Origin of the sequence: Kitasatospora cineracea, assembly GCF_003751605.1 — a bacterium.
Classification (GTDB): Bacteria; Actinomycetota; Actinomycetes; order Streptomycetales; family Streptomycetaceae; genus Kitasatospora; species Kitasatospora cineracea.
The window spans coordinates 2,367,278-2,381,701 of record NZ_RJVJ01000001.1 but is presented as its reverse complement, the minus strand read 5'-3'; the positions used below and the strand labels follow the sequence as shown (position 1 = coordinate 2,381,701).

The 14,424-nt window shown below is 73.6% G+C and carries 15 protein-coding genes; 10 read left to right on the top strand and 5 right to left on the bottom strand.

Annotation, left to right across the window (positions count from 1 at the left end; translation table 11 throughout):
- Nucleotides 1-88 precede the first annotated feature (88 nt).
- Together EDD39_RS11015 and EDD39_RS11010 are read right to left on the bottom strand one after the other, a co-directional pair.
- Entirely contained in the window at nt 89-832 is a 744-nt protein-coding gene (locus EDD39_RS11015; RefSeq protein WP_123555200.1) for an ABC transporter permease, read from the bottom strand.
- A complete protein-coding gene (locus EDD39_RS11010; RefSeq protein WP_123555198.1) occupies nt 829-1,578 on the bottom strand; it encodes an ABC transporter ATP-binding protein in 750 nt (249 codons plus the stop codon). The genes EDD39_RS11015 and EDD39_RS11010 overlap by 4 nt, the downstream gene beginning before the upstream one ends.
- A gap of 252 nt (nt 1,579-1,830) precedes the next feature.
- On the opposite strand from EDD39_RS11010, the gene metG reads away from it, so the two are divergent.
- Nucleotides 1,831-3,537, top strand: coding sequence for a methionine--tRNA ligase (metG, locus tag EDD39_RS11005; protein WP_123555196.1), 1,707 nt, complete (start codon nt 1,831-1,833; stop codon nt 3,535-3,537).
- A 7-nt stretch (nt 3,538-3,544) separates the two neighbouring features.
- Here the strand turns inward: metG and EDD39_RS11000 are convergent, their stop codons facing one another.
- Entirely contained in the window at nt 3,545-4,135 is a 591-nt protein-coding gene (locus tag EDD39_RS11000) for a TetR/AcrR family transcriptional regulator (protein WP_162869991.1), read from the bottom strand.
- 127 nt (nt 4,136-4,262) lie between these two features.
- Here EDD39_RS11000 and deoC point away from each other — a divergent pair, with 127 nt between their 5' ends.
- The 4 genes from deoC to EDD39_RS10980 all read left to right on the top strand — a co-directional run bounded on the left by deoC (nt 4,263) and on the right by EDD39_RS10980 (nt 8,485).
- Nucleotides 4,263-5,249 carry a deoxyribose-phosphate aldolase gene (deoC, locus tag EDD39_RS10995; protein WP_208765476.1) on the top strand — a complete coding sequence of 329 codons (987 nt, stop codon included), beginning with the start codon at nt 4,263-4,265 and terminating at the stop codon, nt 5,247-5,249.
- A 5-nt stretch (nt 5,250-5,254) separates the two neighbouring features.
- Complete coding sequence (locus tag EDD39_RS10990; protein WP_244256674.1) at nt 5,255-6,754, top strand: aldehyde dehydrogenase family protein; 1,500 nt, start codon at nt 5,255-5,257, stop codon at nt 6,752-6,754.
- Nucleotides 6,747-7,655 (top strand): aldehyde dehydrogenase family protein, encoded by a 909-nt coding sequence (locus EDD39_RS10985; RefSeq protein ID WP_123555190.1) that lies wholly within the window; start codon nt 6,747-6,749, stop codon nt 7,653-7,655. Before EDD39_RS10990 ends, EDD39_RS10985 begins: the two co-directional genes overlap by 8 nt.
- Before the next feature lie 194 nt (nt 7,656-7,849).
- Complete coding sequence (locus tag EDD39_RS10980; RefSeq protein ID WP_030457287.1) at nt 7,850-8,485, top strand: ATP-binding protein; 636 nt, start codon at nt 7,850-7,852, stop codon at nt 8,483-8,485.
- A gap of 178 nt (nt 8,486-8,663) precedes the next feature.
- On the opposite strand, the gene EDD39_RS10975 is transcribed toward EDD39_RS10980, so the two are convergent.
- The gene (locus EDD39_RS10975; RefSeq protein WP_425269748.1) at nt 8,664-9,470 is read right to left on the bottom strand and encodes a SigE family RNA polymerase sigma factor; all 807 of its coding nucleotides are present in this window, start codon (nt 9,468-9,470) and stop codon (nt 8,664-8,666) included.
- Nucleotides 9,471-9,753: 283 nt separating this feature from the next.
- Between EDD39_RS10975 and EDD39_RS10970 the strand changes: the two genes are divergently transcribed.
- From EDD39_RS10970 to EDD39_RS10955, 4 genes are all read left to right on the top strand, one after another.
- The gene (locus EDD39_RS10970; protein WP_208765475.1) at nt 9,754-10,431 is read left to right on the top strand and encodes a response regulator transcription factor; all 678 of its coding nucleotides are present in this window, start codon (nt 9,754-9,756) and stop codon (nt 10,429-10,431) included.
- A gap of 31 nt (nt 10,432-10,462) precedes the next feature.
- Nucleotides 10,463-11,974, top strand: a complete 1,512-nt coding sequence (locus EDD39_RS10965) for a sensor histidine kinase (RefSeq protein ID WP_123555184.1) — start codon at nt 10,463-10,465, stop codon at nt 11,972-11,974.
- On the top strand, nt 11,971-12,288 hold the full coding sequence (locus tag EDD39_RS10960) for a hypothetical protein (protein WP_123555182.1): 318 nt from the start codon (nt 11,971-11,973) through the stop codon (nt 12,286-12,288). Before EDD39_RS10965 ends, EDD39_RS10960 begins: the two co-directional genes overlap by 4 nt.
- Before the next feature lie 97 nt (nt 12,289-12,385).
- A complete protein-coding gene (locus EDD39_RS10955) occupies nt 12,386-13,093 on the top strand; it encodes a VanZ family protein (protein ID WP_162869990.1) in 708 nt (235 codons plus the stop codon).
- 13 nt (nt 13,094-13,106) lie between these two features.
- On the opposite strand, the gene EDD39_RS10950 is transcribed toward EDD39_RS10955, so the two are convergent.
- Nucleotides 13,107-13,925, bottom strand: coding sequence for a hypothetical protein (locus EDD39_RS10950; RefSeq protein WP_123555177.1), 819 nt, complete (start codon nt 13,923-13,925; stop codon nt 13,107-13,109).
- Nucleotides 13,926-14,216: 291 nt separating this feature from the next.
- Between EDD39_RS10950 and EDD39_RS10945 the strand changes: the two genes are divergently transcribed.
- Nucleotides 14,217-14,399 (top strand): PspC domain-containing protein, encoded by a 183-nt coding sequence (locus EDD39_RS10945; RefSeq protein WP_030905187.1) that lies wholly within the window; start codon nt 14,217-14,219, stop codon nt 14,397-14,399.
- Nucleotides 14,400-14,424: the final 25 nt, after the last annotated feature.

Sequence of the window (14,424 nt, the reverse complement as noted above, 5' to 3'; positions counted from 1 at the left end):
CCGTCGATTCTGCCCCAGGGCCGCGGCCGTCCCCAATGGCGACCCGGGCACGGGACGGTCACGAATGACCGTCCCGCGGGCCGCCCGGTCAGGCGGTGCGGCGGCGCAGCGTGGCGGCGCCGAGGGCGAGCGCGAGCAGGGCGCTCCCGGCCACCACGGCGAGGTCGGCCAGGACCCGGCCGCCCACCCCGCCCTGCGCGGTGGTCCGGCCCATCGCGTCGACGGCGTACGAGAGCGGCAGGACGTCGGAGGCCCAGCGCAGCACGGGGGCCATCTCGGCGCGGGGCACGAACAGCCCGCAGAGCAGCAGTTGGGGCAGCAGGACGGCGGGCAGGAACTGGACGGCCTGGAACTCGGTGGCGGCGAACGCCGAGACCAGCAGGCCCAGCGCCATGCCGAGCAGCCCGTCGGCGACCGCGACGGCGAACAGCATCCAGGTCGGCCCGGCCACGTCGAGGCCGAGCACGCCGATGGTCAGGGCGGAGGCGAGGGCGGCCTGGACCAGGGCGACGGCGCCGAAGGCGAGCGCGTAGCCGAGCAGCAGGTCGGGCTTGCCGAGCGGCATGGTGAGCAGGCGTTCCAGGGTGCCGCCGGTGCGTTCGCGGAGCATGGCGACCGAGGTGACCAGGAACATCACCAGCAGCGGGAAGACGCCGAGCAGTTCGGGGCCGAGCCGGTCGAAGGTGCGGGGCTGCCCGTCGTACATGTACTTGAGCAGGACGAGCAGCAGGCAGGGCACCAGCAGCAGCATCGCCACGGTGCGCGGGTCGTGCCGCAGTTGGGCCAGCACCCGGCGGGCGGTGGCGAGGGTGCGGCGGGTCGCGGCGTTCACCGGTGGGCCTCCTGTCCGGTCCGCACGAGGGTGAGGAAGGCGCTCTCGACGTCGGCCGCGCCGGTGGCGGCGAGCAGCGCGGCGGGGGTGTCGTGGGCGAGCAGGCGGCCCTCGCGCATCAGCAGCAGCCGGTCGCAGCGGGTGGCCTCGTCCATCACGTGGCTGGAGACCAGCAGGGTGGCGCCGTCGGCGGCGAGCTGCCGGAACAGTTCCCAGAGCTCCTGCCGCAGCACCGGGTCGAGGCCGACGGTGGGTTCGTCCAGGACCAGCAGTTCGGGGTGTCCGAGCAGGGCGGCGGCGAGCGAGACCCGGGCCCGCTGGCCGCCGGAGAGCCGGGCGACGGGGGTGCGGCGGTGGGCGTCCAGCCCGACCTGGCCGATCGCCCGGGCGGCGGCGCCGGGCGGGGCGCCGAGGACGGCGGCGAAGTAGTCGAGGTTCTCGCCGACGGTGAGGTCCCCGTAGACCGAGGGGGCCTGGGTGACGTACCCGACCCGGTCCCGCAGGGCGGCGTCCCCGGCGGGCCGGCCGAGCACGGTGACGCTCCCGGCGGCGGTCCGCTGCACGCCGACGACGCAGCGCAGCAGCGTGGTCTTGCCGCAGCCGCTGGGGCCCAGCAGGCCGGTGACGCTGCCCCGGCCGACCTCCAGGTCCAGGCCGGGCAGCACGGTGGCCGGGCCCCGGCGGACGACCAGTCCGGCGATCCGGATCGCGGGGCCGTCGGCCGGCCCCGCCGAAGAATTCATCATGTGATGAGTTTCTCGCCGCGCCCCGGCCGCGTCAAGCGCCCGCGCACCGCCGCCCCGGCCCGTCCCGCCGCCCGGCCCCCCGGTCCGCTCCCCCGCTTGACAGCCCCCGGATAACCGGTCCGGCCGGGACCGGCCGGTTCGGTACGATTGGCGGCGGCCGGGCGGTTGCTCTGACGGCCCCGCACCGGTCCTCTGACACCCACCCGCGGGCGCGTCGGCGCGCCCGCCGGAGAAGCAGGGAGCATCCAAGAGATGACTCGGCAGTTGATCACCAGCGCGCTTCCCTACATCAACGGGATCAAGCACCTGGGCAACATGGTCGGGTCGATGCTCCCGGCGGACGTCTACTCCCGGTACCTGCGCCAGCGCGGCCACGAGGTGCTGTACATCTGCGCCACCGACGAGCACGGCACCCCCGCCGAGCTGGCCGCCCAGGAGGCCGGGCTGCCGGTGGCCGAGTTCTGCGCCCGGGCGCACGAGCAGCAGAAGGCGATCTACGACGGCTTCCAGCTGTCCTTCGACTACTTCGGCCGCTCCTCCTCCCCGCAGAACCGGGAGATCACCCAGGAGATCGCCCGCGAACTGCAGGCCAACGGCTTCATCGAGGAGCGGGCGATCCGCCAGGTCTACTCGATCGCGGACGGCCGCTTCCTGCCGGACCGCTACATCGTCGGCACCTGCCCGCACTGCGGCTACGACAAGGCCCGCGGCGACCAGTGCGAGAACTGCACCCGCGTCCTCGACCCGACCGACCTGCTGGAGCCGCGCTCGGCGATCAGCGGCAGCTCGGAGCTGGAGGTCCGCGAGACCAAGCACCTGTTCCTGCTCCAGTCGAAGCTGACCGACGAGGTCGAGTCCTGGATCGCCGCCAACGGCGACAGCTGGCCGGTGCTGGCCTCCTCGATCGCCCGCAAGTGGCTGACCGAGGGCCTGCAGGACCGCGCGATCACCCGCGACCTGGAGTGGGGCGTCCCCGTCCCGGCCGACACCTGGCCCGAACTGGCCGCCGAGGGCAAGGTGTTCTACGTCTGGTTCGACGCCCCGATCGAGTACATCGGCGCCACCAAGGAGTGGGCGGACGCCACCGGCGGCGACTGGCGCTCCTGGTGGTACGAGGCGGACGACACCGTCCGGTACACCGAGTTCATGGCCAAGGACAACGTCCCGTTCCACACCGTGATGTTCCCGGCCACCGTCCTCGGCTCGCGCAAGCCGTGGAAGAAAGTCGACTACGTCAAGGCGTTCAACTGGCTGACGTACTACGGCGGGAAGTTCTCCACCAGCCAGAAGCTCGGCATCTTCACCGACGTCGCGCTCGAACTGCTGCCGGCCGACTACTGGCGCTACTACCTGATGGCGAACGCCCCGGAGTCCGACGACTCCAGCTTCACCTGGGACCTGTTCGCGGCGACCGTCAACAAGGACCTCGCCGACACCCTGGGCAACTTCGTCAACCGGGTGCTCTCCTTCAGCCGCAAGCGCTTCGGCGACGAGGTCCCGGCCGGCGCGGCGAACGGCGAGGCGGAGCTCGCCCTCGGCACCCAGATCGCCGAGCTGCTCGCCGAGTACGAGGCCCAGCTCGACGCGCTGAACTTCCGCAAGGCCGCCCAGGCGCTGCGCGCGCTGTGGTCGGCGGGCAACTCCTACCTCGACGTCACCGCGCCGTGGACCGAGATCAAGACCGACCCGGAGGCGGCGGCGCGCACCCTGCGCACCGCGATCAACCTGATCCACCTCTACTCGGTGGTCTCCGAGCCGTTCATCCCGGCCGCGGCCAAGGCGATCCGGGAGTCCTTCGCGCTGGACGGCGACACCCGCACCTGGGTGTCGGCCGACGAGGCCCGGGAGCTGTCGCTCGTCCCGGCCGGCACCGGCTTCACCGTCCCGCCGGTGCTGTTCGCCAAGATCACCGACGAGGACCTGGCCGCCTGGACCGAGCGCTTCGGCGGCGGCGCCTGACGTCCCCTCAGCCCGTGAGGTACCCCTGGACGGTGCGGCCCAGCAGTGGGGCCAGCGCCTCCGGGGGTGCCGAGGCGAGCGGCTCGACGGCGATCACGTAGCGGGCCACCGCCAGGCCGACGACCTGCGACATCACCAGTTCGACCCGCAGTTCCGGGTCCGGCAGGTCGAGCAGGCCGGCCACCCGGGCGACCAGTTCGGTCACCATGAAGTCGCGCATCAGCGCCGCGACCTCCTCGCTGGCGGCGGCCGTCCGCACCAGCGCCAGCAGCCGCTCGCGCACCGGCGGCTGCTCCCACAGCCCCAGCACGAAGCCCGCGACCCGCTCGCCGACCGTCGCCGGGTCGCCCGCGAACACGCTCTCCACCACCGTGCGCGGGTCGAGCGGGAACTCCAGCGCCGCCATGAACAGCCGGTCCTTGCTGCCGAAGTAGTGGTGCAGCAGCGCCGCGTCCACCCCCGCCGCCCGGGCGATCGCCCGCATGCTGGCCTTCTGGTAGCCGCGCGCCGCGAACTCCGTCCGGGCCGCCGCCAGCACCGCCCCCCGGGTGTCCTCGCCCCCGGGCCGCCGCCCCCGCGCCTTCGTACCGCCGCTCATCCCGCCATTGTCCCCGGCCCGGGGCCGGGCGCTCTCCGCCCCGGCGGGCGGGCACATTTCGGTCAGGACTCGAAACCGCCCCGCCCTACCGGCTTCCTACGCGCGTAGATATGCTGCTCTGGTGACTATGTCCACTCTTGCAGCCAACGCCCCCGGCGCCGCGGGCGGCGGTCTCGCGGACGTCGCGGCGTCCGAGGCCACCTTGCGCCGTTTCCTGCACGGCCTGCCCGGGGTCGATCAGGTCGGTCTGGAGTCGCGGGCGGCCACCCTCGGCACGCGGTCGATCAAGACCACCGCCAAGGCCTTCGCCATCGACCTCGCCATCTCGATGATCGACCTGACCACGCTGGAGGGCGCGGACACGGTCGGCAAGGTCCGCTCGCTGTGCGCGAAGGGCCTCAGCCCCGACCCGTCGGACCGCTCCACCCCGCGGGTCGCGGCGATCTGCGTGTACCCGGACATGGTGGCGACCGCGAAGGAGGCGCTGCGCGGCAGCGGCGTCCAGGTCGCCTCGGTGGCCACCGCGTTCCCCTCCGGCCGGGCCGGCCTGCCGGTCAAGCTGGCCGACACCGCGGAGGCGGTCGCCGCCGGGGCCGACGAGATCGACATGGTGATCGACCGGGGTGCGTTCCTCTCCGGCCGCTACCTGGAGGTGTTCGAGACGATCGGGGCCGTCAAGGCGGCCTGCGAGCGCCCCGACGGCACCTCGGCCCACCTCAAGGTGATCTTCGAGACCGGCGAGCTGCAGACGTACGACAACGTCCGCCGGGCGTCCTGGCTGGCGATGATCGCCGGCGCGGACTTCATCAAGACCTCCACCGGCAAGGTCGCCGTGAACGCGACCCCGCCGGTGACGCTGCTGATGCTGGAGGCGGTGCGGGACTTCCGCGCGGCGACCGGCGTGCAGATCGGCGTGAAGCCGGCCGGCGGCATCCGCACCACCAAGGACGCGATGAAGTACCTGGTGATGGTGAACGAGACCCTGGGCGACGACTGGCTGAGCCCGCACTGGTTCCGGTTCGGCGCCTCCAGCCTGCTGAACGACCTGCTGATGCAGCGCCAGAAGCTGAGCACCGGCCGGTACTCCGGTCCCGACTACGTGACGGTGGACTGAGGACGATGGCGAAGACCAAGAAGACCGAGACCGGGACCGGGACCGGGACCGAGCAGCCCGTCCGCAAGGGGAGCCTGTTCGAGTACGCCCCGGCCCCCGAGTCCCCCGCCGCCGCCGGTGAGATCGCCACCGGCTACGGCCACTTCATCGGCGGCGAGTTCGTCGACTCCTCCGGCTCGGAGGCGCTGAAGACCGTCAACCCGGCCACCGAGCAGGTGCTCGCCGAGTTCGCCCAGGGCACCGGGGAGGACGTGGACCGCGCGGTCGCGGCCGCCCGCAAGGCGTTCGCCGACTGGTCGGCGCTGCCGGGCAGCGAGCGCGCCAAGTACCTGTTCCGGATCGCCCGGATCATCCAGGAGCGCTCGCGCGAGCTGGCCGTCCTGGAGTCGATCGACAACGGCAAGCCGATCCGGGAGACCCGCGACGTCGACCTGCCGCTGGTCGCCGCGCACTTCTTCTACTACGCGGGCTGGGCCGACAAGCTCGACTTCGCCGGCTACGGCCCGAACCCGCGCCCGCTGGGCGTGGCCGCGCAGGTCATCCCGTGGAACTTCCCGCTGCTGATGCTGGCCTGGAAGGTCGCTCCGGCGCTGGCCACCGGCAACACGGTGGTCCTGAAGCCCGCCGAGACGACCCCGCTGACCGCGCTGCGCTTCGCCGAGATCTGCCGCCAGGCGGGCCTGCCGAAGGGCGTGGTGAACATCGTCACCGGCGACGGCCGCACCGGCGCCGCGCTGACCGCGCACCCGGACGTGAACAAGGTCGCCTTCACCGGCTCGACCCCGGTCGGCCGGGCCATCGCCAAGCAGCTGGCGGGCACCCGCAAGAAGCTGAGCCTGGAGCTCGGCGGCAAGGCCGCCAACATCGTCTTCGACGACGCGCCGCTGGACCAGGCGGTCGAGGGCATCGTCAACGGCATCTTCTTCAACCAGGGCCACGTGTGCTGCGCGGGCAGCCGCCTGCTGGTGCAGGAGTCGGTGCAGGACGAGCTGCTGGACGCGCTCAAGCGCCGGATGGGCACCCTGCGGGTCGGCGACCCGCTGGACAAGAACACCGACGTCGGCGCGATCAACTCGGCCGAGCAGCTGGCCCGGATCACCGAGCTGGCCGCGGCGGGCGAGCAGGAGGGCGCCGAGCGCTGGGCCCCGGAGTGCGAACTCCCGGGCGCGGGCTACTGGTTCCGCCCGACCCTGTTCACCGGCGTCTCGCAGGCGCACCGGATCGCCCGCGAGGAGATCTTCGGCCCGGTGCTGTCCGTGCTGACCTTCCGCACCCCCGCCGAGGCGGTGGAGAAGGCCAACAACACCCCGTACGGCCTGTCCGCGGGCATCTGGACGGAGAAGGGCTCGCGCATCCTGTGGATGGCGAACCGGCTCCGGGCGGGCGTGGTGTGGGCGAACACCTTCAACAAGTTCGACCCGACCTCGCCGTTCGGCGGGTACAAGGAGTCCGGTTACGGCCGCGAGGGCGGTCGCCACGGCCTGGAGGCGTACCTCGATGTCTGAGTCCGGAACCGCACAGCGGATCGACGTCTTCAAGACCTACAAGCTGTACGTCGGCGGGAAGTTCCCGCGCTCGGAGAGCGGGCGGGTGTACGAGGTGACCGACAGCAAGGGCCAGTGGCTGGCGAACGCCCCGCTGGGCACCCGCAAGGACGCCCGGGACGCCGTGCTGGCGGCCCGCGCCGCGGTGAAGGGCTGGTCGGGCACCACCGCGTACAACCGCGGCCAGGTGCTGTACCGGGTCGCCGAGATGCTGCAGGGCCGCCGGGAGCAGTTCGCCGCCGAGGTGGCGGCGGCCGAGGGCGTGGGCGCCAGGAAGGCGGCGGCGCTGGTGGACGCGGCGATCGACCGCTGGATCTGGTACGCGGGCTGGACCGACAAGGTCGCGCAGGTCGCGGGCGGCGCCAACCCGGTGGCGGGGCCGTTCTTCAACCTGTCCACCCCGGAGCCGACCGGCGTGGTCGGCGTCCTGGCGCCGCGGGCCGGCACCGGCTTCTCGCTGCTGGGCCTGGTCTCGGTGATCGCCCCGGCGATCGCCACCGGCAACACCGTGGTGGTCGCGGCGGCCGAGCAGGCCCCGCTGCCCGCGCTGTCGCTGGGCGAGGTGCTGGCCACCTCGGACGTGCCGGGCGGCGTGGTCAACCTGCTCTCCGGCCGCACCGCGGACCTCGCCCCGACGCTGGCCTCGCACCAGGACGTCAACGCGCTCGACCTGGCCGGGGCGATCGACCCGGACGGGCCCGGCGCGGCGGCGGCGCTGGAGGCGTCGGCGGCGGATACATTGAAGCGAGTGGTCCGGCCGGCCGCCGACCCGTCCGCCGAGGACTGGACGGCCGCTCCCGGCACCGGGCGGCTCCTCTCCTTCCTGGAGACCAAGACGGTCTGGCACCCGATGGGCATCTAGCCCACCCGCCCGACCCCGCAGACCGGCCGTCCTCAGTGCCCTACCCCCCCCGGGGCCCGGGCGGCCGTGACGGGCCCGCACTTCTCCCCCCCCTGGTGCGGGCCCGTCCCCATGCCCGCGCACCCGCCCCGTCCGCAGGAGGGGCCGACCGGCGGGTTCCGAGCTGCCCCTGTGATGCCTCAGACTGGTTTCCCGTGAGTGACACCCCGCTGAACCGCCGCCCGATATCCCGCGTCATCCTGCTGTCGGGCCCCTCGGGGTCGGGAAAGTCCTCGCTGGCCGAGCGCAGCGGCCTCCCGGTGCTGCAGCTGGACGACTTCTACAAGGACGGCGACGACCCGTCCCTGCCGCAGCTGCCCGACGACGGCGGGACGGACTGGGACTCCCCGCTCTCCTGGCACGCGGAACAGGCGCTGGCCGCGATCCGGACCCTGGCCTTCGAGGGCCGGGCCGAGGTCCCGGTGTACTCGATCCCGGACAACGGCCGGGCCGGCAGCCACCTGCTGGAGCTGGACGGCGCGGCCGGCTTCGTCGCCGAGGGCATCTTCGCCGCCGAACTGGTCCGCCGCTGCGCCGCCGAGGGCCTGCTCGGCGACGCCCTGTGCCTGCGCAACAAGCCGTCCACGACGGCCTGGCGGCGCTTCCGGCGGGACGTCCGGGAGGGCCGCAAGTCGGTCCCCTACCTGGTCCGCCGGGGCCTGCGCCTGATGCGGGCCGAGCGCGGCATCGTGGCCCGGCAGGTCGAACTGGGCTCCTACGCCTGCTCCGGCGTGGAGGCGGGCCGCCGGATCGCCGCGGTGGCCCGGCAGCTGCCCGCCGAACTGGTCTGAGCGCACCCGGCCCGCACAGCGCGACGGGCGGGGCCCCGGTGCCGTTTCCCCCGCACCGGGGCCCCGCCCGTTCCGTTCGGGTGCGGGACCTTCCCCCGCGGCCGTCTCCCCCGAGCCGTCCGCCGCGTCCCGCGCCCTTCCCCCACTGCCCGTCCCCCGACGGGAGTCCTGCGTGTCGTCAGGCGACCAGCTCGCCGAAGGCGTGCACGGTGTCGCCGGAGCGGTTGAGCTGCTCGTCCTCGCGCATCCGGCGCAGCGCGCGCCAGATGGAGCTCTTCACGGTGCCGACGCTGATGCCGAGGATGTCGGCGATCTCCGGGTCGGTGCGGCCCTCGTAGTAGCGCAGCACGAGCATGGTGCGCTGGTTCTCGGGCAGCTTGGCGAGCGCCTGCCAGAGCACGGCGCGCAGTTCGGTGCCGCCCATCGCGTCGGTGTCGCCGGCGTGCTCGGGGAGTTCCTCGGTCGGGTACTCGTTGACCTTGCGGCGGCGCCAGGCGGAGATGTGCAGGTTGGTCATGGTGCGGCGGAGGTACCCGCCGACGGCGGCCTTGTCGGTGATCCGGCCCCAGGCTCGGTAGGTGGAGAAGAGGGCGCTCTGCAGCAGGTCCTCGGCCTCGTAGCGGTCGCCGGTGAGGTGGTAGGCGGTGGCGTACAGGGAGGCGCGGCGCTCGCGCACGTACGCGGTGAACTCGGCGATGTCGCGTGCCTCGTCCGTCGCGGCGGCCGGGTGCTCCCCCTGCGCGCCTCCCTGTTCGGCCTGCTCACCCCGGAAGGTCTGCGGTGCGACCCGCAGCGTCCGGCCCCCGGCCAGGTTCCCCAACCGGCCGTGGGTGGTGTCCCCGCTCCTGGTCCCCACGACCGGGCGGCGGGTCCCGGCGTTGTGCGCGCACCCCCGTACGAGCACGTTGCCGGCGTTCTCCTCCTCGTGCCGCGTCCGGTTGGTGCCCAGGACGGCGGAACGCGGCCCGGCGTTTCGGGTCGTCAGCGTTGCGGTCATCGGGCACCCCCATGGTCGGTACGAGCGGTTCTGCGCCGCTGCGGTTCCGGGCGGTGGCCCGGCCCCGTTCTGCGGCGACGAGGAAAATCCTGCCGTCCGCTCGTCATGGCGGTGTCCGTCGACTGTCACAGGGCTGTCACAAGGAGGGGCGGCCCGTGACGGTCCCGGGCTCCTCGGATGCGGACGCCGGAGCGGGGCGGTCCGGTTCCCGGTGCGCCGGGAGTCACCCGGGTGGGTGCTTCCGGTGGCCGGGTGGGACACAATGACCCCCGTGTCTTTCCTGCTTCTGATCGAGGACGACGACGCCATTCGCACCGGCCTCGAGCTCGCCCTCACCCGCCAGGGTCACTGGGTGGCCGCCGCCGCGTCCGGCGAGGACGGTCTGCGCCTGTTCAAGGAGCAGCGCCCGGACCTGATCGTGCTGGACGTGATGCTGCCCGGCATCGACGGCTTCGAGGTCTGCCGGCGCATCCGCCGCACCGACCAGCTGCCGATCATCCTGCTGACCGCCCGTTCCGACGACATCGACGTGGTGGTCGGCCTGGAGTCCGGCGCCGACGACTACGTGGTCAAGCCGGTGCAGCCCCGGGTGCTGGACGCCCGGATCCGCGCGGTGCTGCGCCGCGGCGAGCGGGAGAGCTCGGACTCGGCGGCGTACGGCGGCCTGGTGATCGACCGTTCGGCGATGACCGTCACCAAGGACGGCCAGGACCTCCAGCTGACCCCGACCGAGCTGCGGCTGCTGCTGGAGCTGAGCCGCCGCCCCGGGCAGGCGCTCTCCCGCCAGCAGCTGCTGCGGCTGGTGTGGGAGCACGACTACCTGGGCGACTCCCGGCTGGTGGACGCCTGCGTGCAGCGGCTGCGGGCGAAGGTCGAGGACGTGCCGTCCGCGCCGACGCTGATCCGCACCGTCCGCGGGGTCGGCTACCGTCTCGACCCGCCCGCGTGACCCTTCTCCCCCTCCGACTGGTGAGCCTTTTTTGACCGACCATCAGACCGCGCCGCGCCGCGCCCGTTCGGCGTCCTGGCGGCGGCTCAGTTCACTGCGGGTCCGGCTGATCGCGGTGTTCGCCGCGGTCGCGCTGGTCACCGCCGTCTCCGCGTCCGGCATCGCCTACTGGCTGAACCGCGACGCGGTGCTCAAGCGCGCCCAGGACACCGCGCTGAACGACTTCCGGGGTTCGCTGACCCGGAACGTCTCGCTGCTGCCGCTGCACCCGACCTGCCAGGACCTGCGGATGCTGGCCGTCCAGGTGGCCAGTTCCGGGCTGGCGTACGACGTGGTGGTGGTCGACGACTCGGTGCCGGACTGCACGGCGTCCTCCGACCCGATCGGCTTCTCGCTGCGGCAGGTGCCGGCCGCGCTGGTCACCGCGGTGAACAAGCCGCGCGAGACCGGCCCCGGCAACCCGTACCAGTACCACCTGTACTGGCAGCGGGTGAACCTGGCCGGGCCGTACGTGGTCGGCGGGACGAAGGTGGTGCCGGGCGGGCCGACCGCCTACATGTTCAAGTCGCTGCAGAACGAGCGGGCCGACCTGAACACCCTGGGCGTCTCGCTGGCGATCGCCACCCTGCTGGCGCTGGTCGGCTCGGCGCTGCTCGCCCAGGCCGCCTCGGCGACCGTGCTGCGGCCGGTGCGCCGGCTCGGGGACGCCGCCCGGCGGCTCGGCGAGGGCGAGCTGGACACCCGGCTCGACGTCGAGGGCAACGACGAACTCGCCGAGCTGGCAAGGACGTTCAACCGCACCGCGGAGTCGCTCTCGGAGCAGGTCGCGGAGCTGAGCGCGCGCGAGGCGCAGTCCCGCCGGTTCGTCGCCGACATGTCGCACGAGCTGCGCACCCCGCTGACCGCGATGACCGCCGTCACCGACATCCTGGAGGACGAGGCCGACGCGCTCGACCCGATGATCGAGCCGGCCGTGCGGATCGTGGTCTCCGAGACCCGCCGGCTGTCCGGCCTGGTGGAGAACCTGATGGAGGTGACCCGGTTCGACGCGGGCACCGCCAAGCTGGTCGCCGACGAGGTCGACATGGCCGACCTGATCATGTCCTGCATCGACGGCCGGGCCTGGTACGACGCGGTCGAACTGGACGCCCCGCGCGGCATCCTGGCCGTGGTCGACCCGCGCCGCCTGGACGTGGTGTTCGCCAACCTGATCGGCAACGCGCTCAAGCACGGCGGCTCCCCGGTGAAGGTGAGGGTCCGCCAGGACGACGAGGCGCACACCGTCGTCGTCTCGGTCTCCGACGGCGGCCCCGGCATCCCGGAGGACGTGCTGCCGCACGTCTTCGACCGCTTCTACAAGGCCGACAAGGGCCGGGCCCGCTCCGAGGGCAGCGGCCTGGGCCTGTCCATCGCCGAGGCCAACGCCCGGATCCACGGCGGCGACATCACCGCCGCCAACAACCCGGACGGCGTCGGCGCGGTCTTCACCCTCACCCTGCCGCTCACCCAGCCGCCCGCCCCCGGGCCGGAGGACCGCCGATGACCCCCCGCCCCCGTCCCGCCCGCCGGGCCCACCGGTCCCGCGCGCTGGCCCTGCTGGCCGGCGGCCTGCTCGCCCCCGCGCTGCTGACCGGCTGCGGCATCCGCCCCACCGAGGTGCCGGTGGACGCCGGCGCCCCGGCCAGCCGCACCGCCTGCCCGGGCGAGGTGCTGGTCCCGATGGCGCCCGAGAGCGCCTCCCCGTCCGCCGCCCCCGCGCCCGGCCCCTCCCCGGCGGCCGGCCGGACCCCGGCCCCGGCGCCGTCGGCCACCCCCAGCAGCGCGTTCGTCGCCCCGTCCGCCAGCACCTGCCCCTGAGCCGGGGGCGACGACGGTGCGGAAGGCCGCAGGACCCGGCGGGGCCGCCGGACGGCCGCGGGGAACCGGGCCGGACGGAACCTGCGTCCCCCGCAGTGTGCACACCACCGCACCCCGCGACCCCGCGGCCGCCGACCACCGCCCGACCCGCCGACCGACGGCCGGGCGGGCCGGTGCCGGGGCGGCGGCGCCGTACCGGTCGCGGACGGCGGCCCGGCTGCTGCTCGGCCTGCACCTGCTGCTGCTCGGCTGGCTGAGCCTGCGCCCCGTCCCGGTCGCCTGGACCAGCCCGCCCAACCTCAGCCCGTTCTCCTCGGTCCACCAGGCGCTGTCCCTCGGCCCGGCCGCCGCCGCCCGCCAACTCGGCTCCGGCATGCTGCCGTTGGCCCCGATCGGGGTGCTGCTGCCGCTCGCCGTGGGCTCCCCCCGCCGCTCCTGGCTGCTGTCCTTCCTGCGCACCACCGGCGCGGCCGCACTGCTCGGCACCGCCCTGGAGATCCTGGAGGGCTGGGCGCCCGGCCACGTCCTGGACGTGGACGACGTCCTGCTCGGCATCGCGGGCGCGGCCCTGGCCCACCTGCTGCTGATGCCCCCGCTGCGCGCCCTGGACCGGCGCCGCTCCACCACCGGCTGGATCGAGGCCGCCGAGACCGCAGAGGCGGCCGAAGCCGTCGGGGCCCCGGCCGCCGAGGACACCCCGTCACCGGCCGCCGGCCGCACCGAGGACCGGAACCGGACGCGCCCGCGCCCCGCCCCGGCTCCCGCGCTGTCGGTGCTCGGCTCCCCGGCTGCACCGCGGAGCTGAGCACCGACCGGGATCAGCCCGCGGCCTTCTTGAGCTCGTCCAGGTCGATGACCTGGTCGGCTGCCGGGGCGGCCGCCTGCACCGGCTTGTCGAAGTCGCTGAACTGCATGCTGCCGGTCGCGCCGCTGTCCACCGAGAGCAGGTAGGCCTCGCCCTGATTGGCGACGGCGACCTCCATCGCGTCGCCGCTCTTCTCGCCCTCCACCTTGAGGACGACCGCGTCGACCCCGCCGACCTTCTTGGTGCCGCCCTTGGTGCCGCTGTTGTCCGGCGTGCCGTCGTCGTTCAGACCCGCCTTCTTCAGCAGCCCCAGCGGCATGTCGCAGAACTCGCCGAAGCCGTCGGCCAGGTCGGTGGACTTGGTGGAGGTCAGCCACTTGCCCCCGATCAGGTTGGCGACCGAGGCGTTGGCGCCCGGGACGACCACCTTGATGAACTCGGCGTCCGGCTTGAGCCACACCTTCCCGCCGGTGCGCAGGATCTCCGCCTTGCCCTTGCCCTTGATCCCGATGGTGCCGGCGCAGTCGCCGGTGGAGCCGGAGGCGACGTCACCGCTGACGTCGCCGTCCGCGTCCTGCACCTGGAAGGCGGCCTTGACGCTCTTGAGCTTCCCGTTGGCGGCGCGCATCTTCGTCATGATCTGCTCGACCGACAGCCCCTCCAGGCCGCCGCCCGCCGCGGCGGGCTTCGAGGTGGCGGCGCCGGCCGAACCGGAGGCGGCGGCAGCGGGCGCGGAGTCGCCCTTCTTGGTCCCGTCGGAACCACAGGCCGTCAGGCCGGTGACACCGAGGACGGAGAGCACGGTGGCGGCCAGCAGCCGGTTCGCACGCATCAGAATCTGTTCTCGTTTCCTGTGACGATCGGATGCGCGAGTCTTCCAGTGACCGGAACCGGCCCCTGCCTTACCTCCCTCTTATTTACCCTCCCATTACCTTAGGTGGTCCGCCGCACAAACTCAGGGTGGCCCCGGAGCCGACCCCGAGTCCGGCGTCCTCCCGCCCGGGGACCGCACCAGGGTCCGGATCGGCTTCGCGGCTGACGCGAAAGGCCAGGTCACGGCGGCAGGATGGAGTCATCGCCCGGTCGGACGGACCGCACCGGGCCCACCCCCACGGAGGAGAAGATGAGCACCCTCGCCCGCCCCCGCCACCGTCGCGTCATCGCCGGCGTCTGCGCCGGGATCGCCCAGCGCTTCGGGCTGGACCCGTGGACGGTCCGGATCATCTTCCTGGTGTCCTGCCTGCTGCCCGGCCCGCAGTTCCTGGTCTACCTGGCGCTGTGGCTGCTGCTCCCCCAGGAGCCGTGACCCGGCCCGCGCCGCCAGGGCCCGT

Excerpts from the sequence above, each read along its gene's own strand:
- EDD39_RS11010 (WP_123555198.1), bottom strand. The coding sequence starts at position 1,578 with ATGATGAATTCTTCGGCGGGGCCGGCCGACGGCCCCGCGATCCGGATC.
- metG (WP_123555196.1), top strand. The coding sequence starts at position 1,831 with ATGACTCGGCAGTTGATCACCAGCGCGCTTCCCTACATCAACGGGATC.
- EDD39_RS11000 (WP_162869991.1), bottom strand. The coding sequence starts at position 4,135 with ATGAGCGGCGGTACGAAGGCGCGGGGGCGGCGGCCCGGGGGCGAGGAC.
- deoC (WP_208765476.1), top strand. The coding sequence starts at position 4,263 with ATGTCCACTCTTGCAGCCAACGCCCCCGGCGCCGCGGGCGGCGGTCTC.
- EDD39_RS10990 (WP_244256674.1), top strand. The coding sequence starts at position 5,255 with ATGGCGAAGACCAAGAAGACCGAGACCGGGACCGGGACCGGGACCGAG.
- EDD39_RS10985 (WP_123555190.1), top strand. The coding sequence starts at position 6,747 with ATGTCTGAGTCCGGAACCGCACAGCGGATCGACGTCTTCAAGACCTAC.
- EDD39_RS10960 (WP_123555182.1), top strand. The coding sequence starts at position 11,971 with ATGACCCCCCGCCCCCGTCCCGCCCGCCGGGCCCACCGGTCCCGCGCG.
- EDD39_RS10950 (WP_123555177.1), bottom strand. The coding sequence starts at position 13,925 with ATGCGTGCGAACCGGCTGCTGGCCGCCACCGTGCTCTCCGTCCTCGGT.
- EDD39_RS10945 (WP_030905187.1), top strand. The coding sequence starts at position 14,217 with ATGAGCACCCTCGCCCGCCCCCGCCACCGTCGCGTCATCGCCGGCGTC.